20 protein-coding genes are annotated in these 21,148 nt (G+C 68.7%); 12 read left to right on the top strand and 8 right to left on the bottom strand.

The genetic code is table 11. The annotated features are described in order from the left end of the window. Positions 1-15: 15 nt before the first annotated feature. The 3 genes from GGQ59_RS04740 to GGQ59_RS04730 all read left to right on the top strand — a co-directional run bounded on the left by GGQ59_RS04740 (position 16) and on the right by GGQ59_RS04730 (position 3,590). Positions 16-810 (top strand): thymidylate synthase, encoded by a 795-nt coding sequence (locus GGQ59_RS04740; RefSeq protein ID WP_183816280.1) that lies wholly within the window; start codon positions 16-18, stop codon positions 808-810. 29 nt (positions 811-839) lie between these two features. Next, positions 840-1,328: a dihydrofolate reductase gene (locus GGQ59_RS04735; RefSeq protein ID WP_221400898.1), complete on the top strand. Its 489-nt coding sequence runs from the start codon at positions 840-842 to the stop codon at positions 1,326-1,328. 72 nt (positions 1,329-1,400) lie between these two features. Then, positions 1,401-3,590 carry a TonB-dependent receptor domain-containing protein gene (locus GGQ59_RS04730; protein ID WP_183816278.1) on the top strand — a complete coding sequence of 730 codons (2,190 nt, stop codon included), beginning with the start codon at positions 1,401-1,403 and terminating at the stop codon, positions 3,588-3,590. Between the two features lie 6 nt (positions 3,591-3,596). Here GGQ59_RS04730 and GGQ59_RS04725 read toward each other — a convergent pair whose 3' ends face one another. Then, positions 3,597-3,908: a DUF1476 domain-containing protein gene (locus GGQ59_RS04725; RefSeq protein ID WP_183816276.1), complete on the bottom strand. Its 312-nt coding sequence runs from the start codon at positions 3,906-3,908 to the stop codon at positions 3,597-3,599. A gap of 135 nt (positions 3,909-4,043) precedes the next feature. Here GGQ59_RS04725 and purC point away from each other — a divergent pair, with 135 nt between their 5' ends. Together purC and purS are read left to right on the top strand one after the other, a co-directional pair. After that, a complete protein-coding gene (gene purC, locus GGQ59_RS04720; protein WP_183816274.1) occupies positions 4,044-4,832 on the top strand; it encodes a phosphoribosylaminoimidazolesuccinocarboxamide synthase in 789 nt (262 codons plus the stop codon). After that, entirely contained in the window at positions 4,829-5,071 is a 243-nt protein-coding gene (gene purS / locus GGQ59_RS04715) for a phosphoribosylformylglycinamidine synthase subunit PurS (protein WP_183816272.1), read from the top strand. The genes purC and purS overlap by 4 nt, the downstream gene beginning before the upstream one ends. A 4-nt stretch (positions 5,072-5,075) precedes the next feature. On the opposite strand, the gene GGQ59_RS04710 is transcribed toward purS, so the two are convergent. The 4 genes from GGQ59_RS04710 to glmU all read right to left on the bottom strand — a co-directional run bounded on the left by GGQ59_RS04710 (position 5,076) and on the right by glmU (position 10,352). Beyond that, positions 5,076-5,948: an outer membrane protein assembly factor BamD gene (locus tag GGQ59_RS04710; protein WP_183816270.1), complete on the bottom strand. Its 873-nt coding sequence runs from the start codon at positions 5,946-5,948 to the stop codon at positions 5,076-5,078. 119 nt (positions 5,949-6,067) lie between these two features. Beyond that, the gene (gene lpxC, locus GGQ59_RS04705) at positions 6,068-7,018 is read right to left on the bottom strand and encodes a UDP-3-O-acyl-N-acetylglucosamine deacetylase (protein ID WP_183816268.1); all 951 of its coding nucleotides are present in this window, start codon (positions 7,016-7,018) and stop codon (positions 6,068-6,070) included. 140 nt (positions 7,019-7,158) lie between these two features. Further along, positions 7,159-9,015, bottom strand: a complete 1,857-nt coding sequence (glmS, locus tag GGQ59_RS04700; protein WP_183816266.1) for a glutamine--fructose-6-phosphate transaminase (isomerizing) — start codon at positions 9,013-9,015, stop codon at positions 7,159-7,161. A gap of 2 nt (positions 9,016-9,017) precedes the next feature. Further along, entirely contained in the window at positions 9,018-10,352 is a 1,335-nt protein-coding gene (gene glmU / locus GGQ59_RS04695; RefSeq protein ID WP_183816264.1) for a bifunctional UDP-N-acetylglucosamine diphosphorylase/glucosamine-1-phosphate N-acetyltransferase GlmU, read from the bottom strand. A 63-nt stretch (positions 10,353-10,415) separates the two neighbouring features. On the opposite strand from glmU, the gene GGQ59_RS04690 reads away from it, so the two are divergent. Continuing rightward, positions 10,416-11,129, top strand: coding sequence for an HAD-IA family hydrolase (locus GGQ59_RS04690; protein ID WP_183816262.1), 714 nt, complete (start codon positions 10,416-10,418; stop codon positions 11,127-11,129). On the opposite strand, the gene GGQ59_RS04685 is transcribed toward GGQ59_RS04690, so the two are convergent. Further along, on the bottom strand, positions 11,126-11,326 hold the full coding sequence (locus GGQ59_RS04685; protein WP_183816260.1) for a hypothetical protein: 201 nt from the start codon (positions 11,324-11,326) through the stop codon (positions 11,126-11,128). The two genes, GGQ59_RS04690 and GGQ59_RS04685, sit on opposite strands and share 4 nt — an antisense overlap. A 205-nt stretch (positions 11,327-11,531) precedes the next feature. Here GGQ59_RS04685 and GGQ59_RS04680 point away from each other — a divergent pair, with 205 nt between their 5' ends. The 4 genes from GGQ59_RS04680 to GGQ59_RS04665 all read left to right on the top strand — a co-directional run bounded on the left by GGQ59_RS04680 (position 11,532) and on the right by GGQ59_RS04665 (position 15,329). Continuing rightward, a complete protein-coding gene (locus GGQ59_RS04680; protein ID WP_221400865.1) occupies positions 11,532-12,143 on the top strand; it encodes a helix-turn-helix domain-containing protein in 612 nt (203 codons plus the stop codon). 55 nt (positions 12,144-12,198) lie between these two features. Continuing rightward, positions 12,199-13,527 (top strand): MurL-like N-terminal domain-containing, encoded by a 1,329-nt coding sequence (locus tag GGQ59_RS15375; RefSeq protein WP_183816258.1) that lies wholly within the window; start codon positions 12,199-12,201, stop codon positions 13,525-13,527. Beyond that, positions 13,524-14,783: a Mur ligase family protein gene (locus tag GGQ59_RS15370; RefSeq protein WP_183816256.1), complete on the top strand. Its 1,260-nt coding sequence runs from the start codon at positions 13,524-13,526 to the stop codon at positions 14,781-14,783. The genes GGQ59_RS15375 and GGQ59_RS15370 overlap by 4 nt, the downstream gene beginning before the upstream one ends. Positions 14,784-14,867: 84 nt before the next feature. Beyond that, a complete protein-coding gene (locus GGQ59_RS04665) occupies positions 14,868-15,329 on the top strand; it encodes a CC0125/CC1285 family lipoprotein (protein ID WP_183816254.1) in 462 nt (153 codons plus the stop codon). 4 nt (positions 15,330-15,333) lie between these two features. On the opposite strand, the gene GGQ59_RS04660 is transcribed toward GGQ59_RS04665, so the two are convergent. Further along, positions 15,334-15,822 (bottom strand): hypothetical protein, encoded by a 489-nt coding sequence (locus GGQ59_RS04660; RefSeq protein WP_183816252.1) that lies wholly within the window; start codon positions 15,820-15,822, stop codon positions 15,334-15,336. Between the two features lie 132 nt (positions 15,823-15,954). Here GGQ59_RS04660 and GGQ59_RS04655 point away from each other — a divergent pair, with 132 nt between their 5' ends. Together GGQ59_RS04655 and GGQ59_RS04650 are read left to right on the top strand one after the other, a co-directional pair. Next, complete coding sequence (locus tag GGQ59_RS04655) at positions 15,955-17,103, top strand: PQQ-dependent sugar dehydrogenase (protein ID WP_183816250.1); 1,149 nt, start codon at positions 15,955-15,957, stop codon at positions 17,101-17,103. Positions 17,104-17,202: 99 nt separating this feature from the next. Beyond that, entirely contained in the window at positions 17,203-20,427 is a 3,225-nt protein-coding gene (locus tag GGQ59_RS04650; protein WP_183816248.1) for an autotransporter outer membrane beta-barrel domain-containing protein, read from the top strand. Here the strand turns inward: GGQ59_RS04650 and GGQ59_RS04645 are convergent. After that, positions 20,391-21,146: a TMEM175 family protein gene (locus tag GGQ59_RS04645; RefSeq protein WP_183816245.1), complete on the bottom strand. Its 756-nt coding sequence runs from the start codon at positions 21,144-21,146 to the stop codon at positions 20,391-20,393. The genes GGQ59_RS04650 and GGQ59_RS04645 overlap by 37 nt on opposite strands. Positions 21,147-21,148 lie beyond the last annotated feature (2 nt).

The raw sequence follows: 21,148 nt of genomic DNA, 5'->3' as shown, positions 1-21,148 counted from the left end.
CCTGGAGAGCGCGCCATGGATGCCTACCTCGCCTTGATGCGCGACGTGCTGGAGACGGGCACGGACCGCCCCGACCGGACGGGCACCGGGACCAGGAGCGTCTTCGGCCGCCAGCTTCGTTTCGACCTCGAAGAAGGCTTCCCGCTCGTCACGACGAAGAAGGTTCACCTCAAATCGGTGATCCACGAGCTCGTCTGGTTCCTGCGCGGCGAGACCAACATCGCCTATCTGCGCGAGAACAAGGTTTCGATCTGGGACGAGTGGGCCGACGAGAACGGGGACCTCGGCCCGGTCTACGGCGCGCAGTGGCGCTCCTGGCCGAAGAAGGACGGCGGCGTGGTCGATCAGATCGCCGAGGTGCAGGACCTGATCCGGCGCGATCCCAACTCCCGCCGCCTCGTGGTGTCGGCTTGGAACCCGGGACAGTTGCAGGAGATGGCGCTGGCGCCCTGCCACTGCCTGTTCCAGTTCTACGTCGCAGACGGAAGGCTTTCCTGCCAGCTCTACCAGCGCTCGGCCGACATCTTCCTCGGCGTGCCCTTCAACATCGCGAGCTACGCGATCCTGACCCACGCTATGGCGCAGGCCACGGGCCTTCGCCCCGGCGATTTCGTCCACACCTTCGGCGACGCCCACCTCTACCACAACCACTTCGATCAAGCCCGAGAGCAGCTTTCGCGTGAGCCCCGGCCCCTCCCCCGGCTGACGATCGATGCGGGGCTGAAGGACGTGCGCGACCTGCGCTTCGAGGACGTGAGCGTGGAAGGCTACGACCCGCATCCCGCGATCAAGGCGCCGGTGGCGGTTTGAGCGGCCTGCCCGTAGCGCTGGTGGTGGCGATGGCGGAGAACCGCGTCATCGGCAGAGATGGCGGCCTGCCCTGGCGCATGTCCGGCGATCTGAAGTGGTTCAAGGAAGTCACGCTCGGCAAGCCGGTGATCATGGGGCGGACGACCTATGAGAGCATCGGCCGCCCCCTGCCCGGCCGCGAGAACATCGTCCTGTCGCGTCAGACGGACTTCGCCCCGGGCGGCGTCCAGGTCGCGAGCACGATCGAGGACGGCCTCGCCCTCGCGAACGAATGGGGCGCGGAGACGGGCGCGGACGAGGTCTGCGTCATCGGCGGCGGCGCGGTCTACGCCGAGGCCCTGCCGAGAGCGGACCGGATCTACCTCACCGTGATCGAAGCCGAGGTCGAGGGCGACACGCGCTTCCCGCCCCTGGACGAGGCGGACTGGACGGTCACCCCTCTGCGCCGCGTCGCTTCGGACGGGCGCAACGACCACGACGCGCGGATCGAGCGCTGGGACCGGAAAGAACAGGCGTAGCAAGGGTTCACAGACAAGGCGGCGCGCCCTACCGGGCATGATCCCATTCCGCCAACCAGGACGCTTCCGCCCGTGCTCCGACGCTTGCCGCCGCTCGCCTTCGCTCTTCTCGCTACGCCGACCCTCGCGCAAGAAGCCGACACCATCGTCGTCACCGCGACGAAGACGGCCGCTGCGATCGAAGATATCCCCGCCAGCGTGGACGTCCTTACGCTCGGTGAGGAGCCAGGCAGGCTGCGCGGTGCCGAGGACGTGGCGAGCCTTCTCTCCGGCGTGCAGGTCGCGGTAGCGAACGGCAGCCAGCCCGTCTTCCAGATCCGCGGCATCGGCGCGGTGGATCACCAGGCGCTGACCCCCGGGGCGGCGGCGGTCTATCGCGACGGCGTCTTCCTCGCGACCAACGTACAGACGGGCTTTCTGCTCTACGATCTCGCCCGGGCCGAGGTCCTGAAAGAACCGCAGGGCACGCTCTACGGCCGCAACGCCTCGAGCGGCGCGATCGACTTCGTCAGCGTCCGGCCGGGACCGGACCAGCCTGGCTCACTCCGCGTTGGGGCGGGCAACAAAGGCTACGCGGACGTCGAAGCCGCCGGCGGGACGCAGCTGGCGGAGGGCGTCTACGGCCGGCTCGCAGGCCGGGTCCTGCGACAGGGGCCGTTCCTCGACAACGTCGCAGGTCCGCGCGAGGCGGGCGGCGTCCGCGAGGCGTTCGGCCTGCGCGGCAGCGTTCTACGCGAGGGCGGCGTCGAGGTCCTTCTCTCCGGCCACTACGAGCACGAGGGCGGCGTCAACGCCTCGCCGCGCAACGACACGCTTGATCTTGCGGACCACGAGATCGCCGTCGGCGCCGACGGTGTGCGGGACACGGACAACGACTTCTGGGGCGGACGGCTCGAGCTCTCCGGCGAAGCGGGCGGCTGGGACCTCTTCTCGCTGACCGCCTACGAAGCCTACAGTCAGGATTACGGCTTCGACTTCGACGGGACGCCCGCGCCTTACGGCGATCCGAATCTCAACGCGAACCTGTCCTACGACCGGAACTTCTTTCAGTGGAGCGAGGAGTTGCGCGGCAGTCGGACCTTCGGCCGACTGTCCACCATGATCGGCCTCCACGGATCGGCTGACGACTTCGCCCAGGATTACCTGATCTGGTGCGGCGCGCTCGACCGCGCGGCGCAAACGGGCACCTGCCCGTACGTCGGTGCGCCGGGCCGGGTCGGGCCGACCCCGGCCTCGGATTCACAAGTCCTCAGCCTGCTGACGCGAATCAATCAGGATCGCCGGACCGCGGCCGTCTTCACGAGCAACGACGTGATGGTGACGGACACTCTGACGCTAACCCTGGGCGGGCGCTGGACCTACGAGCGGATCGAGGGCGAGGGCTTCGGCATCCACCTCTTCGCCGACGGCACGCGCGCTTATAACGACCGTGACGGACTCGGCGCGGCGGTGGGCTCGAACGTGATCGAGGACGACCGGCTGACCGGAAACGGGGCCCTGCGCTGGCGGGTGGCGCCGTCGCAGACCGTCTACCTGTCCTACGCGACGGGCTACAAGTCGGGCGGCTTCAACGGCGAGGTCGCGAACAATGCGGGCCACTACCAAGACGAGGGCCTGTTCGGTGCCGAGACGGTGGGCGCGCTGGAGCTCGGCTACAAAGGGCGCGTCGGCGTCGCGCGGATCGAGGGCGCCTTGTTCCATCAGGACTATGACGATCCGCAGGCCCGCATCTTCGTCGACTTCCCCCAGCCGGACGGCGGCGTCATCGTCTCGAACTCGCTGTCGAACCTCGACGCGGCCGAGGTCTGGGGCGCCGAGGCGAGCGCGGCGCTGAGGCTCTTCGAAGGCTTCGAGGTGGAGGGCAGCGTGACGCTGCTCGATACCGAGATCCAGCAAGGCGCCGGCGCCAACGAGGCGTTCGGCGGCAACTCCTTGCCCTTCGCTTCGGACGTCACGGCAGTCCTCGCCGCATCCTACGAAAGACCGCTTGCGGAAGGATTCGGTCTCTTCGCCCGCGCCGACGCGAAGCATTCGAGCGGCTTCTACCTGGACGCGGAAGGCCTGACGGAACGGCGCCAGGAGGCCTACACCATGCTCAACGCCGAGGTCGGCCTGACCTTGCCGCGGGGCGCACGCGTTTCGCTCTGGAGCCGCAACCTGACGAACGAGGACGTCGCCGTCTCCGGCTACGGCTTCATCGGCTACGACACCTTCCGGTCGCCCCCCCGGACTTGGGGCCTCAGCGCCGAACTGTCGTTCTGATCGCCCCTACGACTGCGCCTCGCGCTTCATCGCCTGGTCGAGGCACTCCGCCATCTTCTTGCGGATGTCGTGATCGGACAGCTTCTTCGGGAGGTCGGACCGCAGCTTGCGGAAGACATCCTCGGGGCCCGGCTCCTCGAGGTCGGCACGCACGACGCTACGCGCGTAGTCCGTCGCCGCGTCCCCCTCGAGACCCAGCACTTCGGCCGCCCAGGCGCCGAGCAGCTTGTCGCGGCGCGCCTCGATCTTGAAGCGCGCCTCCGCGTCGTGAGCGAACTTGGCTTCGAACTGGCGCTCGCGATCGTCGAAGGTGGTCATGGGCAAGGCTCCGGCAGTAAGACCGTAAGACTAGGCCAGCTCGCGCGGGGTGCAAACGGCTTTGCGCCCCTCCCCCCTGCGTGCTAGCGCCCGGGCTTCCAAAGAGAACGAGACGACCGACGACAGGAGCCCCGCATGGCGCGCGGTAAGCAGATCTACGAGGGGAAGGCGAAGATCCTCTACGAGGGCCCGGAACCCGGCACCCTGATCCAGCACTTCAAGGACGACGCGACGGCGTTCAACAACCAGAAGCACGCCGTGCTCGAAGGCAAGGGCGTCCTCAACAACCGAATCTCCGAGTTCATCATGTCGGGCCTTGAGCGGGTCGGCGTGCCGACGCACTTCATTCGCCGCATCAACATGCGCGAGCAGCTGATCCGCCACGTCGAGATCATCCCCCTCGAGGTCGTTGTCCGCAACGTCGCTGCCGGTTCGATCGCGAAACGCCTCGGCCTGCAGGAGGGCGACGCCCTGCCCCGTTCGGTCGTCGAGTTCTACTACAAGGACGACAAGCTCGGCGATCCGATGGTCTCCGAGGACCACATCACGGCGTTCAACTGGGCCAGCCCCCAGGAGATCGACGACATGATGGCCTATGCGCTCCGCGTGAACGACTACCTGTCGGGCCTCTTCGCGGGCGCTGGCATCCGCCTCGTCGACTTCAAGCTCGAGTTCGGCCGCCAGTACGAGGGCGAGATGGTCCGGCTGATCCTCGCCGACGAGATCAGCCCGGACTGCTGCCGCCTCTGGGACGACAAGACCGGCGAGATCATGGACAAGGACCGCTTCCGCAAGGATCTGGGCGGTGTCGTCGAGGGGTATAGAGAAGTCGCGCGGCGCCTCGGCGTACTTCGCGACGACGACAAGCCGGGCAAGGCGAACGGTCCCGTTCTCGTCAGCTCGAACGACGGAGAGCCGAAGTGAAGGCACGCGTGACCATCACCCTCAAATCCGGCGTCCTCGACCCGCAGGGCAAGGCGATCGAGAGCTCGCTTCACGGCCTCGGTTTCGAGGGCGTGTCGGGCGTGCGTCAGGGCAAGATGATCGAGCTCGACCTGCCGCAGACCGACGAGGCCGAAGCCCGCGCCGAGGCAGAGCGGATGTGCCAGCGTCTGCTCGCCAATCCGGTGATGGAGACCTACCGGATCGACCTCGAAAGCTGACGTCTCACCGTGTCGGCGGGGCGAGCGCGGCGCTGACCTCGGGCGTCTCTTCGTCCTTCGCTGCCGGCGTCGCGCTTGGCAGCTCCGGGCGGGCCTTCGGGCTCTCCGCCACGAGCTGCAGGTCGCGCGATTCGAACAGGCGGTAGGTGTCGCGGTACCAGGCGGAATCGGGGAAGTTGTGCCCCAGAAGCGCGGCGTAACGCTTAGCCTCGGGAACGATGCCGAGCTGAAGGTAGGCCTCGACCGAGCGGTGAAGCGCTTCGGGCACTTGGCTCGTCGTCTGGTACTGCTCGATCACCGTGTTGAACCGGCCGAGCGCCGCGACCAGCTGGCCTTCCCGCAGGTACCAGCGCCCGACGTCCATCTCCTTGCCGGCCAGGTGGTCGCGGGTGAGGTCGATCTTCAGCCGGGCATCGCGGGCGTACTCGCTCTCCGGGTAGCGGCGGATGACGTCTTCGAGCGCCGTGAGCGCGTTGCGCGTGATGTCCTGGTCGCGGCCCACGTCCCTGATCCGCTCGTAGAAGTTCATCGCCTTGAGGTAGTAGGCGTAAGCGGCGTCCTTGTTGCCGGGGTGGATCGCGAGGAAGCGCTCGATCGAGGCGATCGAGTCTTCGTAGTCGTTGGTTCGGTACTGGGCGTAGGCCGTCATCAGCATCGCGCGGCGCGCCCATGCCGAGTAGGGGTGCTGCCGCTCCACTTCGGCGAAGTAGGCGATCGCCTCTTCGTAGCGCTTGCGCTCGAGTTGCTCGGCGCCCTCGCCGTAGAGCTTCTCGACCGGCTCCTCGACGTAGGCGAAGCGCTCTTCGTCACCGCGAGACGCACAGGAAGCGAGCGTCGTCGTCAGCACGAGGGCCAGGAGCGGGGCGGCTTTGAGCATGAACGGATCCTCGGGGCGGCGGGGCCCCTGCCCCGCCCGGTCTTGTCGTCGGTCACGTTTGTATGAAGCGATGCGCAGGGACGCAAATGGCGACGCCGCGCTGGCAGGTGAAACCCTGTTCAGGCCAGGATGCGGCCGCGGGCTTGGTCCGCATCGAGCAGGGTCACGACCTCCACGTCGGTGGAGGCCGCGATGGCCGCAGCGAGCATGGTATTGAGCGTGTGGCCCGGCTTGTAGGCCGTCACCCGACCGATGACGGGCTTGCAGAGAAGATGCAGGTCGCCAATCAGGTCGAGGGTCTTGTGCCGGACGAACTCGCCGTCGAACCGCAGCCCTTCTTCGTTGAGGACCGCGCCGTCCGCGACGACGATGGCGTTGTCGAGCGATCCGCCGAGCGCCAATCCTTGCGCCCGCATGGCTTCGACGTCGGAGAGGTAGCAGAAGGTCCGCGCCGCCGCGACGTCGCGGCGGAACGCGTCCGCCGAACCTTTCAGCGTCAGCTGCTGGCGGCCAATCAACTGGTCGGGATAGTCGACGGTGACGTCGACCCGGAAGGCAGGAGCCTCGTCCGCGTCCAGCGGCTCGACCACGGCCATGGCGTCTCCGTGACCGACGTGGATCGGCGCGGTGACGCGCAGCGCGCGGCGGGGGGCGGGCAGAGACCTGACGCCGACACGTTCGATCGCCTCGAGGAAGGGTTCGGCGCTGCCGTCCATGATCGGGACTTCGGGACCGTCGAGCTCGACGATCGCGTTGTCGATGCCGCAGCCAGCCAGCGCAGCCATCAAGTGCTCGACCGTCGAGACGGAGGCACCGTGAACGTTCGAGAGCACGGTCCCGAGGGTCGTCGACGCGACGTGGAAGGGCGTCGCCGGGATCGTCACGCGGGAGAGCCGCTCCGACTGATCACCCGCGCCGCCTTCGAGCAGGTCCATCCGGCGGAAGAGGACACCCGTACCGGCGGGCGCAGGCCGAAGGGCAAGCGCGACCGCTCGGCCGCTGTGAAGGCCAATGCCTTCGCACGCGACCGACGCGCGGACCGTTCTCGCCTGTGCAACTGCGATCACCATGACCTCACCTTCGCGTCCCAGGCCGACACAGCGGTACCGGACCTGAGCGTTCGCGGTTGCAATATGGTTTCGGGCGCCGGAAAGCCGAAGTCACGCTGTGTTACGGCGCGATACCGCGCTGGACTTGCACGTCTGGCGTGTTACTCGACGGTAACGGACTTAGCGAGGTTGCGGGGCTGATCGACGTCGGTGCCCTTCGCCACCGCGGCGTGGTAGGCAAGTAGCTGCACCGGCACCGCGTAGATGAGCGGCGCGAGGAGGCCCGTCAGCCGCCCCTCGGGCAGGCTCGGTACCGGAACCCGCCCCCACAGCTCGCCGCCCCGCGCCGCCTCCGCCAGCCCCGCTTCGTCCGAGATGAGGCAGCACTTGCCGCCCCGGGCCATGACCTCCTGCATGTTGGAGACGGTCTTCTCGAAGAGCGCGTCCTTGGGGGCGAGGACGATGACGGGGACCGCCTCGTCGATCAGTGCGATGGGCCCGTGCTTGAGTTCGCCCGCGGCGTAGCCCTCGGCATGGATGTAGCTGATCTCCTTGAGCTTGAGCGCGCCCTCCATGGCCAGCGGGAAGCTGACGCCCCGGCCGAGGTAGAGGACGTCCCGCGCCCCCGACATCTCGTGTGCGAGGTCCCTCAGCGCTTCGTCCATGGCCAAGGCTTCGGCGAGGTGGCGCGGCACCTCGAGGAGGGCGCCGACGAGCCGCTCCTCCTCCTCGCGGCTGAGCACGCCGCGAGCCACGCCTGCGCCGATCGCGAGGCAGGCCAGCGTCGCGAGCTGACAGGTAAAAGCCTTGGTCGACGCCACGCCGATCTCGGGACCGGCGTGGGTCGGATAGATCGCGTCCGCTTCGCGCGCCATGGTGCTCTCGGGCACGTTGACGACGGCACAGGTCTGCTGGCCCGCCGCCTTCGCGTCCTTGAGCGCGGCGAGGGTGTCCGCCGTCTCGCCCGACTGGCTGACGAAGAGCGCCGCGCCGCCTGGCATGTAGGGCACGTCTCGGTAGCGAAGCTCCGAGGCGATGTCCGCCTCAACGGGAAGCTTCGCGTAGGTTTCGAACCAGTACTTCGCGATCAGCCCGGCGTAGTAGGCGGTGCCGCAAGCGGAGAGCGTGAGCTTGTCGATCCGGCCGAAGTCGAGGCCTCCTTCGGGCAGCGTCACGCGGCGGGCGACGGGGTCGAGGTAGGCCGAGATCGTATGACCCACGACCTCGGGCTGCTCGTGGATCTCCTTCGCCATGAAGTGCCGGTGTTCGCCCTTGTCGACGAGGGCGGCGGCGGCGTCCGAGATCTGCTCGGTACGCTTCGCAGGCAGGCCATCCTCGCCGAAGACTTCGAACCCGCGCCGCGTGACCGCCGCCCAGTCGCCATCGGCGAGGTAGGTGACCCGGTTCGTGAAGGGCGCGAGGGCGTAGGCGTCGGAGCCGACATACATCTCGCCTTCGGAAGCGCCGACCCCCCGCCCGATCGCGAGCGGACTGCCGCGTCGGGCACAGTAGAGCGTGTCGGGCTCGTCCTCGAAAAGGACGGCGAGCGCGAAGGCGCCCTCGAGCCGGGCGAGCGTGCCTTCGAAGGCGTCGCGGGGATTCTGTCCCTCGGCGAGCGCCTGTCCCATCGCCTGGGCGATCGTCTCGGTGTCGGTCTCGGACTCGAAGCGGACGCCCTTGGCCGTGAGCGCTTCGCGCAGGCGGGCGAAGTTCTCGATGATGCCGTTGTGAACGACGGCGACGCGGAGGCCCGTATGCGGGTGGGCGTTGGCGGTGGTGGGGCGTCCATGGGTCGCCCAGCGGGTGTGGCCGATGCCGACCGCGCCCGGCAGCGGGTCTTTCGCCACGACCTCGCGCAGGCGGGCGAGTTTGCCGACGGCGCGGCGCCGGTCGAGCCGTCCGTCCGCCACGGTCGCGATGCCCGCCGAATCGTAGCCGCGATACTCGAGCCGTTGGAGCCCTTCGATGAGGCCGGACGCGACGTCTCCGCCACCCAAGATGCCGACGATGCCGCACATGGCTACTTCTCCTTCCGCTCGCGGAACGAAACCGCCCATCCGGGCTTCTCGACCTGGCGCCCTCGAGCGAGAGCCAACGCATCGCTCCGCACGTCGTCGGTCACCACGGATCCGGAGCCGACATAAGCCCCCTCCCCGACCGTGACCGGGGCGACGAGGGACGAGTTCGACCCGATGAAGGCGCGCGCACCGATCCGCGTGACATGCTTTTCGTAGCCGTCATAGTTGCAGGTGATGGTGCCAGCGCCGATGTTGACGTCCGCGCCTACCTCGGCGTCGCCGAGATAGGTGAGGTGGCCGACCTTGGCGCCTTCGCCGAGGACGGCCTTCTTCGCTTCGACGAAGTTACCGACCTTTGCGCCCTTTCCGACCTTCGTGCCCGGACGAAGACGGGCGAAGGGCCCGACGCTTGCGCCGGCCTCGATCACGCAGCCTTCGAGATGGCAGAAGGCCTCGACCCGGGCGCCGCTCTCGATCCTGACGCCAGGGCCGACCACCACGTTCTGTCCGATCACGACATCCTGGCCCACTTGCGTGTCGTGCGAGAGGTATAGCGTCGCCGGATCACGCAGGGTGACCCCCGCGAGGGCGAGGGCAAGCCGCGCACGCCGTTGGAACACGCCCTCGGCCGCGGCGAGTTCGGCCCGGTCGTTGACGCCCGAAACCTCCTCGGCGGAAGCCTTAACGACCGCCGCGCGCTCCCCGGCGCCTCGCGCCAGGCCGACCAGGTCGGTGAGGTAGAACTCGCTCTTGGCATTCCGGTTCCCGATCCGCGGAAGAAGCGCCCGCAGGACGTCCGAACGCACCGCCATCACGCCTGCATTGCAGAGCCGAACCGCGAGCTCGTCGGCGCTCGCGTCCTTCGCCTCGACGATCCGATCGAGCGCGCCCGACCCGTCCGTGACCAGGCGACCATAGGCGCCGGGCTCGTCCGGCTCGAAGCCGAGGACGGCGAGCGCTGCCCCGTCGTCGATCGCCCTCGCCATTCGGCCCAGCGTTTCCGCCGTCACGAGCGGCGTGTCCGCGTAGAGGACGAGGACGATGCCCTCGAAGCCCTCCAGCTTCGGCAGGGCGGCGGAGACCGCATCGGCCGTGCCGCGGGGCGGATCCTGCACGGCGATCTCGACGCCTTCGGCCAGATCCCCCGCCGCCGCACCGACCCGAGGCGACATAGCACCGACCACGACGACCTGCCGGGCCGCGCCAAGCGCCGCCGCGGCGTTCAGGACGTGGCCGAGCATGGGGAGGCCGCCAACTTCGTGGAGGACCTTGGGCAGGGAGGAACGCATCCTCGTGCCCTGGCCTGCGGCGAGGACGACGCTGGCGATCGCGGTCATGCGGACTCCTGACGGTTGCGTTCCGCCTGTAGCGCCGGAGGTCCACCGCCTCTAGGGGGGCCCATGGCCACCACTCCCCCCGACCGCCCGTTCTCGGATCTCGTCGTCATCTTCGACCTCGACGGCACGCTCGTCGACAGCGCGCCGGACCTTACCGAGGCGATGAACGTAATCCTCGGCGAGGAGGGAATGGCGCCTTTGCCCGAGAGGGAGGTGCGTCACCTCGTCGGGGAAGGCGCGCGGGCGCTCCTGCGACGCGGCTACGCAGAGCATGGCCGCCGCTTCCCCGAGGGCGAGGAGGGCGACGTGTTGGTCACCCGCTACGTGGATCGCTACGCGGCGCGGATCGCCGAACGCACCCGCCCCTTCGGCGGTTGTGAGGATGCCCTCGCGCAGCTGGCCGAGGCGGGCGCAGCGCTCGCGGTCTGCACGAACAAGGTGGAGAAGCTCGCCTTCCCGCTCCTGGATGCCCTCGATTTGACGAAGTGGTTCGATGTCGTCCTGGCTCGCGACAGCCTCGATCGGTGCAAGCCCGACCCGGCACCGCTCATCGAGATCCAGCGCAGGACGGGGCGCGCGCGGGGCGTGATGATCGGCGATACGCCGACCGACCTTGCGGCGGGCCGGGCCGCAGGCATGCCGGTGCTGCTCGCAGAGTTCGGCTATGGCAGCTTCGAAACGAGCCACGCCGTGAAGGACGAACAGCGCTTCGAGGACTTCGAAGCGCTGTTCGAGAAGATCCGGTCGCTGGGCGGACGAACCGGGGACGTTTCTTAGGCAGTCTCGCCCGACATGTTTCGGCGAGGCATGCCGTTGACCATGTCGCTGCGAACGTCATAGCGGGACGACCGCATGGTCGAGACGAAGCCTTGTTGAACGAGCTCGACGTTCACGTCGAAGCCCTTCTTCCGCCAGTAGTCCGCGATTAGTACTTGAAGACGGTTCGCACCGTCCGAAGAACAATAATCCGACATGCGAATCTCCCTGCTGCGGCTGTGACTTTGTAAGCGCTGCCTTCGGAACTTGTCTATAGGACGGCCTTGTAGGAAGTCCGATTTCGGGACGCCAATAGCTTAACAAACGCGTGATCTGTGGAAGTCTGTGCTACGCCGGACCCGTCCCTATAACCTTGTCCTATAGAGGCGCAGGACGAAAAGACACGGTGCCGGAGGAGATTCAGTGAGTGCTGGCAAGCCTCTAGCGTCCACGTCCGCAGAGGGCGGCACTATCGGTCTTCGGATCCGAACGGCCCGCAAGGCGCTCGGCCTCAACCAAGGCGCGCTCGCCAAGCGGCTCGGCGTGACCCAACCGACCGTGGCCAATTGGGAGGCGGGAGTCCATGACCCCCGCCAGCTCATGCTCGCCAAGATCGCCGACGCGCTTAGCGTCTCGCTCGGCTGGCTCGCGGGTGGCGAGCGGTCCGGGCGCGAGCAGGACACGAGCCCCGGCGCGCCCTACCTGCGACGACCGTTGCAGCACGTACCGATCCTGACGCCCAACAGCCTGTCCCGCGTCGTGACCGGCCAGCTCGATCCGCATGAGGTCGCGACCGACTACGTGCCGATCACCTATGGCGGCGGCAGGCTCGTGGCTGTCTTCCTGCCGGAGGCGGAACCCCGATCCGGCATTCCTTCCGAGACGCTCTTCGTCCTCGACACGGAGCGGCGGCGCCCCCTGAGCGGCGAACTCGTGCTGCTCGAAGATGCGGGCGGGCCCGTCCTCCATCGGTGGCAGGAAGGAGAGACCGGCCTCGCGCTCGGCCGGGTGATCGCGTCGGTCCGCTTTCACTGAGCGGTTCGCGACGCGACCGCTTCCCTCGATGGGCGGCGGGCTCTAAGCGCAGGGCGTGCCGAACAGCCTACCCCGCACCGAGAACTTCGCCTTCGCCGACTGGCGGATCGAGGACGGCACGGCCGTCTTCGCCTTCGAATGCGGACGTTTCGGCCGGTTCGAGGAACGGGTCTGGTTTCCGGACACCCCCATGCCGGCCGACCCCGGCGAGGCCCTCTCGCGCCTGCTTACCCTGCTGCACGTCGCCCTCGGCGTCAGCACCTACAAGGCGGCGGCGGCGAAGAGGATCACCTTCCCCGCGCTGGGACCGGCCGGGCGCGGCATGGCGCGCCGTCTCTACGCGGACGGTCTCGCCGAGTTCTTCGTGAGAGCCGGGCTCGACTTTCCGCCCGATACCGAGATGAAGTTCGCTCCGGCGCCCCCCGCCCTCGCCCCGGCGCCCCCCGCCGAGGGGCCGGCCTTGGTCGCCTTCGGCGGCGGCAAGGATTCGCACGTCGCGCGCGCCATCGTGCAGGCGGCAGGCGAGGACGTGCACCTCGCTGCGGTCATCCTCTCCGATGCGGTCGGGAACGCGATCCAGGCGACCGCGCCGGCCCCCGTCACGCTGCTTCACCGGCGCCTCGACCCGAAGCTCTCGGCACTGGAAAGCGCCTTCAACGGCCACGTCCCCATCACCGCCATCAACATGCTGGTCCTTACGGTCTATGCGATGCTGACGGGTCACGGCGCCGTCGTGTTCGCCAACGAGCGTTCGGCGGACGAGCCGACCATGCGGCTCGGGCGCATCGAAGCGAACCACCAGGACTCGAAGTCGTCCCGCTTCGAGGCGCTGCTCGACACCGCGGTCGCCGAAGCGGCCCCCGGCGCGCCCCTGCCCTTCTCGATCCTCCGCCCCTACTCCGAGGTCTGGATCGGCGAGACGTTCGCGACGCTGAAGGAAGCCTTCCCACGCTTCACGAGCTGCAACCGGAACTTCCGGCTCGCAGGCGATGCGAGCGCCCGTTGGTGCGGGGCGTGCGCGAAGTGCGCCTTCACGAGCCTCATCCTCGGCCCGCACCTCACCCCCGAGGAGACGGAGACGGCATTCGGCGGCGTCTTCCTCGACCGCCCCGCCCTCCAGCCCTACTACGAACAGCTCCTCGGCCTGACGGACATCAAGCCGTGGGACTGCGTCGGCACGATCGAGGAGAGCCGCGCGACGCTTTGGACGCTCTCGACTACCGAGTGGGGCCGGGCGCGGCTGGCGACCCGGAGCTTCCTGCCGAGGGTGCTCGCTCAGGAGAGCGAGGCCTCGCTCGAGCAGGCCTGGGCGAGGGCACGCACGCCGCTGCCGGACGTCACCAGCGTTCCCGAGCGCTACCGCCGGGCGGCAGAGCGCCTGTGAGCGTCACTCACGTCCTGTTGCACGGCCTCGGCGTCGAAGGGCAGGCCGCGAAGCGCTACTTCGAAAGTCATACGGCTCTGCCCGTCCGCCTGTTCGACGTGAAGGCCGAGGGCAGCGAGACGATCGAGGAAGCGATATCCCTCCTCGGCCCCGACACGCTCTACCTACGCTCTCCTGGCGTCCCCCCCGAGGACGCGCTTCACCGCGCCGCGCTCGATGCCGGCGCGACGGTGACGACGCCTACCGGCTACTGGCTCGCCAACCTCGCCCCGACCGGGACGGTCACGGTGACCGGGACGAAGGGGAAGAGTTCGACGACGGCGCTACTGTCGGCCCTACTGACCGCCGGCGGAGTCTCGAGCGCGCCTTACGGCAATATCGGGCGGCCCGTCTTGGACCGGGCTCTACCGGGGGAGACGGCGCCCGTCGTCGAGTTGTCGTCCTACATGATGCACGACCTCCAAGCGCCGGAAGAAGGCCGCCGGTGGCGCCACGTCGTGACCAACCTCTACAAGGAGCATACGGACTGGCACGGCGGCGAGGCAGCCTATCGGGAAGCGAAGCTCCGGCCCTACCGGTGGACGCCACCTTGCCCCGGGGTCGCGCCTTCCGCCGTCATCGAAGCGGCCGGCCTGCCGGGCACTACCGTGCCGACCGAAGCGGTCGTACCACTCGACGATGGCCGCTTGCGCATTGGCGGGGAGGCGTTCGAGCCGTCGGCCTACGGTGACGCCTTCGCGAGCCCCGGCCTCCAGCAGGCCGTAAGGATCGCCGCGGCCGCCGCCCTTCCCGCTCTCGGTCCGTCCGGCGTCTTGGCAGCCCTGCTTACCGTCCTGCCGAGTTGGGAGGGCCTGCCCTCGCGTCAGGCGCGAGTGCCGAGTAGGGATGGCCGGCTCTGGATCGACGACGCCCTCGCCACGGTGCCCGAAGCGACGCGTCAGGCCTTGGTCCGGTTCCGCGACCGGCCCGTCAGGCTGATCCTCGGCGGTAAGGACCGGGGACAAGACTACCGCGCGCTCGCGGACGAGATGGCAGCGTTCGACGTCAGGGTCTTCGGCTTCGGCGAGGTGGGGCCGAAGATCGCGAGCCTCGGTTGGCCCGTCTTCGGCTCCATGGAGGAAGCGGTGGCGGCGGCGCGCGCCGACTGCCCTTCGGGCGGCGTCGTCCTCTTCTCCCCCGCAGCGCCGTCGGGAGCGCCGCATGCGAGCTATGCGGAGCGCGCGGCGCTCTTCGCGAGGCTCGCGAGCGAGGCGTAAGCGGGACGGCGCGACCAGGCGTAGCGCTTGAGACAGAAGAGGAATGTGCTTCGCCGCTGCGCGGCTTCGCGCTAGTGTCGCCCCATGCGCCCTTCCCGTCTTCTCCCCGTCCTTCTTCTTGCGGCCTGCGCCAGCGGCGCCGCCTACGGCCCTGCCAGCAGCCCTTCCGCGCTCGGGTACCGCGAGCAGCCGATCGAGGCAGGGCGCTACCGCGTCGTCTATCGGGGCAAGAGCCTGCAGGTTGCCGAGGACGGCGCGCTCCGCCGAGCCGCAGAGCTCGCTCTCGCCGACGGTTATGACTGGTTCACCGTGGTCAGCCGGGCGGCAGAGAGCGAGGGCGGCTACAGGAGTGGTCCGTCGATCGGCCTCGGAGCCGGCAAGGGCGGGCGAAGCTCGGGCGTCGGCCTCGGCGTGCAGCTGCCTCTAGGCGGCGGAGGCTCGAGCGAGACGGCCGTCAGCCTGGAAGTGGTGATGGGGCGGGGCGAACGCCCCTCCGATCCGCAGACTTACGACGCCAACTCGGTCGCTTCGACCCTTCAAGGTTAGGCCGTCAGACCGACCGGCGCCTACGGGCCAGGCGACCATCCAGCCGCTGCGCCCGTTCTTCTTCGGTTCGAGGCCGAAACAGCTCGAAGGCAAGCCCACCGAGGACGCCTGCCGCGATCTGAAGCCACAGCCCCAACTCCGTCTGCGCGCCCAAGATCGGCATGACGCCGTAACGGCTCTTCATGATGAAGAGCGCGACGGCGACTGCCATGCCGCCGCCGACTGGATACGCGATCGGCGCGAGCGCCGGAAGCATGGCCGCCACCAGGTTCGCGACGAAGAAGGCGATCGCGAAGCCGATCAGGATCACGACGAAGTAGCTTCGCAGCCCCGCGATGTCGGCGACCGTCGTGTCGATGTTCACGTTCAAGGGGACGTCGCGCCCGACGCTCTCGACGCCGGACAGGACGACCTGCGTCGAAGCGATCGAGGCGAGGACGTAGGCGATCACGCTCGCGGCGAGCCAGGCGACGATGGTTCCGAGAAAGCGCATGAGACCGTAAGCTTGACCGCCGCCCCGTGCGGCGTCTTCTGAGGTGGACGCCTGCGTTCCGAAAGGCAAGCAAGGCGGCTAAGGGGCAAAGAACACTCTCACCGCCGCCGACCGGAAGACCCCCTCGACCGCATGACGCCTGTCCTTCTTTTCCTCGCCGCCAGCCTCGCTCTCCCGCCTCAAGGGCCCGCGCCCACGATCGGCGAAGCCCCCAGCGCCGACCCGTCTCGTTACACGGTCGAGACGATTACCGACGCGCTCGATCACCCATGGTCTATCGCCTTCCTGCCCGAAGGTCCGGGCGCCGGCGACGTGTTGGTCAGCGAGCGTCCCGGCCGCTTGCGGATCGTAAGGGACGGACGCCTTTTGGAAGAACCCGTCACCGGGCTGCCGGAGGTCTACGAAGCGGGACAAGCGGGCCTCTTCGAGGTCAGCCCCTCGCCGGACTTCGCCCGCACCGGCCTCCTCTACCTGACCTATGCGGCGGGAATGACGGGCGACAACACGCTCGCTCTTGCCCGCGCCCGGTACGTGCCGACGCCGCAAGGGGGGCGCTTGGAAGCGCTGGAGGTGCTGTTCGAGGCAGTGCCCCACCGGGAGACCGACGCCCATTACGGCGGCCGGATCGCCTGGCTCGGCGACGGCACGCTGTTGCTGACGTCGGGCGAAGGCTACGCCTACCGTCATCAGGCGCAGGCGATGGACAGCCACCTCGGCAAGGTGCTCCGGCTCGACCGGGACGGGCGGGCCCCCGCCGACAATCCGTTCCAGGGCGTACCGGGGGTTCTGCCCGAGATCTGGTCCTACGGGCACCGGAACCCCCAAGCCATCACGACCTTGCGCGGCGGCGTGTTCGAAGCCGAGCACGGCCCGCGCGGCGGCGACGAACTCAACCTCATCGAGCGCGGCGCGAACTACGGTTGGCCCGCAGCGAGCTATGGCATGGACTATTCGGGCGCGTTCATCACGCCCTTCGCGACGTGGGAAGGCACTGAACAGCCTCTCGTCCAGTGGACGCCGTCGATCGCGCCCTCATCGCTCACCGTCTACGACGGCGTCCTCTTTCCTGCGTGGCGCGGCCAGCTCCTGATGAGTGCGCTCGCCTATCGGCACGTCCGCCTCATCGACCCCGACGATCCTATCCGGCAGGAGGAGCTCTTCGGTGAGCTCGGCAGCCGCGTGCGGGACGTGGCCGTCGCCCCGGATGGCTCGGTCTGGCTCGCTCTGGAAGCGGACGAAGGCCGCGGCGGCCGGCTCGTCAGGGTCACCCCTTCGCGCTGAACAGACCTTCACACACCGTCACTTCGCCGTGAGGCCCGATCGGGCTAGATGCGGCCCCAACGACGGGCCGGGGGCGCCCGGCCCAAGCAGGAGTACTTCATGACGCAAACGGCGAACCGGCGGAGGCTCCGCCTTGCCCTGTTGAGCGGCGCGGCGAGCGGGCTGATGGCAGCGAGCGCCGTGGCGCAGACCGAAATCGCGAACGAGCGCACGACGCCGATCGCGACTTCTGCGGCGGGGGACGTCACGGTGACCGAAGGGGGCAGCATCACGGTGCCCAGCGGAACCGCGCTGACGATCGATTCGGACGCCGACGTCGTCATGGACGGAACGATCGACGTCTCGGGCGAAGCCGTGGGCGCACGGGGCGTGCTGATCACCGGGGCCCAGGCAGGCAGCTACACCCAGGCCGGCGACATCACCATTCAAAGCGCGGTCGAAACCGTGCGGAACCAGGCGCCTGCCGTGTTCCCCGCGGACCGGTACGGCCTCCTGCTCACCGAAGACGCCGCGCTGACCGGGGACGTCAGCCTGGGTTCCGGATCGAGCATCAGCGTCGAGTCGGCTGGCGGCGCGGCCGTGTCGCTCGAGGGCACGTTGACTGGTTCGTTCAGCAATGCAGGCGCGCTTCGCGCAGCCGGTGAGGATGCCAGCGCGCTTCGCATCGGCGGCACCGTCACCGGCGACGTCACCCTCAGCGCCGGCAGCACTTTTCAAGCGGCCGGCATAGGCGCCACCGGGCTCGATCTTTCCGGCTCCGTCGGGGGCGGCGTCGTGATCGGCGGGACCATCGGCTCCAGCGCCTTCACCACGCAGGGCAGCGGAACGGGCGACGCCGCTCCCATCGACCAGACCGCGCTCGCAAGCGGCGACGGCGTTCGGATCACGGGTTCGGTCGCGGGTGGCGTGACCACCGCGGCTGCGACCTCGACGACCAATGCGGCCGTCCTCGTCGCGAACGGTAGTGGGCGCGCGCTCTACGTTGGCGACGGCGCCGAGATCGGCGCGCCCGCGGCGGACGGCTACGGCATCGTCAACGGTGGTACGATTGCCGGCGACGGACGGGTCGTCACGAGTGGGGGCTCGTTCAGCCCGGTTCTCGGCACCGACGCGCGTGCGGTCGTGATCGGCGACGCAGTCGTCGAGGGCGGCTTCCGGAACGCTGGCGGCATCACCGCGACCACGAACGGCCTCGATGTCGGGTCGGTCGCCCTGGACCTCGGCTCCGGCGCCGAGCTTTCCCGCGTGTCCAACGCCGGCACGATCAGCGCCACGGCGACGACCGACACCGGGCAGGCCGTCGCGGTAAGGAACGCCTCTCCCACCCTCAGCCGTTTCGTCAACACCGGAACGATCAGCGCATCGGTTAGCGACTACGTCGACACAAACGACACGACGGGGGCGGACGATGGCGCGCTGACGGCGCGACAGGCGATCGCGATCGACTTCCGCGCGAGCCCGACGGGTATCGAGCTGATCAATGACGGCTCTACCACGACGGCGGGCGCGATCCGCGGCGACGTGTTGTTGGGCGCCGGGGCGGACCGCTTCACCGTGACGACCGGCTCGGTCTCCGGCCTGATCGATCTCGGCGACGGCGACGACGTCCTCGCGCTGAGCGGCGGCAGCACGGTCACGAGCCCAGCCCTGCGTTTCGGCGCCGGCAACGATACGTTGACCCTGCTGAACTCCCGCTTCATCGGCAATGCCGACTTCGGGGGCGGCACGGCTGATACGCTCAGCATCGCGGGCACCGCTGGTTTCGCCGGAACGCTGACAGGTGCCCAGAACCTCTCAGTGGACGTTCGCGACGGGGGCGAGCTGTCGCTGGTCGGAGCGGCGCCGGCTCAGGTCCAGAGCCTGACATCGGACGGCGGCACCTTGCTGTTCTCGGTCGCCGGAGAAGGATCGACGTTCAGTTCACTGAGCGCATCGGGCGACATCACCTTGTCCGATGACACGGTGATCGCGACGCGGTTCGCCTCCGCCTTCGACGGAGACCTCACGACGACGATCCTACGCGCGGGCGGCGCGTTCAACGCCGACATCGCCGCCCTGCGAGAGGGGACGGTGAGCAGCAACGCCTTCTTGTTCGATCAGGACATCGCCCTCACGGAGGACGGCCAGGGCATCGATCTGACCTTGCGCCGCAAGGGCGCCGCAGAAGTCGGGATCGGCGATGCCTTCGCCCCCGCCTACCCGGCGGTGATCTCGGCGCTCGCCGCGGCCGGTTCGACGGACCCGCAACTCGGCGCCGCCGTCTTCAACATCGGCACGTTCGAGCGCCGCCGCGGCGAGACCGTGCTCACGCCGCAAGAACAGTTCTCCGAGGCCTTCTCGCAGTTCCTCCCCGCGCCGCTCGACGGTCCGCTTACCTACGCTCGCGCGCAGAACGCCTCGGTCACCTCGATCGTCACGCAACGCGTCGAAGCGCTGCGTCAGGGCGGTGCGCGGCAACGGACGGCCTGGCTTCAAGAGGAGACCTTGTTCGTCAACCGCGATGCGGACGAAGGCTCGCTCGGCTTCGACGGCGGTGGCTTCGTCGTCGCGCTCGGCGCGGACATGCCGTTCGGCCCGATCGACGTCGTCGGTGTCAGCGCCTCGATCGCCTCGGGGCGGTTCGACGAGAAGTCCGGCGAGGACTTCCCCTTCGACCAGCTGACCTATGCCGGCAGCGTGTACGCTGCCGACGTCCTGGGCCCGATCGCGATCGACGGGCGCGTCGCCTACGGCATGACGAAGACGGAATCCGAACGCACCGTCCAGATCGTCACCGACGAGCAAGGCAACACGCTCAACCGAAGCGTCATCGCGGACTGGGACGGCACGCAGCTGTCCGCTTACGGAAGAGTGCGCTACGAGGGTCGCGCCGGTGCGTGGAACATTGAGCCCTTCGCCAGCGTCGACTACCTCAAGCTCGACGAGGACGGCTACGCCGAGGAGGGCCCCCAAGGCGCGGTCATCGCGCTGACGGCGGACGACCGCAGCGCGACGAGCCTGCGGGGGAACCTCGGGGTGACCGTCGGGCGCCGCTTCGACTTGCGGCCTTCGAGCTACGACACCAGCATTCCCGGCATCATCGAGCCGCGCCTCACGGTGGCGTGGAGCCAGGAGCTCGACGAGGACGACCTGACCGCGACCTACCGCTTCGGGGAGGGCGATCCTTTCACGCTGACGCAGCAGAAGGAAGACGGCGCCGCGATCCTCGGCGGGGACATCGCCTATCAGAACGAGTACGCGAAGCTTTCGGTGGGCGTCTCCGCGACGGTGGGCGACGTGACGGAAGTCTACACGCTTCGAGCGGGCGTCGGGCTGCGCTGGTAGTCAGCGCCCGCCGCCCCAGGCAGGGGGAAGCGGCGGGCAAGGATGAAGCCGATCGGCGTCACGAGGAGCGTAAGGAAGCCCGCGAAGGCGCCCAGGCGGGGCAGGAGCAGCGCCGCGGGCACGACCGCAAAGCCGAGCATCGCCGCTACCCGGTAGCGCCACAGCGCCCGAAGCGTGAGCTGGTGTTCGGTCGGCGTCAGCACCAAGAGTTCGGTGCGCTTACTGGCATGGCCGTACATGGCCGCCAGGCAGGCATAGACGAGGGCGTAGCCTGCGCCGAAGTAGGCCGCGATCGTCTGAGCGCCTTTCCAGTCGAGGCCCATCGCCTCGGCTCTGCTCATCTCTCCGAATGAGGCGAGGACGTAGGCGTAGAGCGCTTCGTAGACGAAGCGGAGGGGATAGGCCGTGAAGAGGACGATCAGGAGGAGGCAGGCGTTGAGGCCGACGATCCGGCTGTCCGCGAGGCCGTAACGCCGAAAGAAGACGAAGTGGGCGTTCCACACCGCGAGGAGCGTCGCGAATGCGCCCGTGATCGGAACGAGTCCGACGACGTAAGCGTTCAACGCACCCACCGTTCCGACCGCCCCATCCGCCGCGACGATCATGCCGAGCGCGAGCGCGAAGACGATGTCGGAGAGGTTCTCGATGCGCGTGACCTGCTCGCCGCGCCAGCGAAAGCGCAGATCGTGATCGAAGGCCGCTGCCAGAGCGCTCCGCACCC

The organism is Parvularcula dongshanensis (assembly GCF_014199615.1).
GTDB classification, from domain to species: Bacteria; Pseudomonadota; Alphaproteobacteria; order Caulobacterales; family Parvularculaceae; genus Parvularcula; species Parvularcula dongshanensis.
Note: the sequence above shows the minus strand (reverse complement) of the source record. Positions and strands in the feature narration are given on the sequence as shown.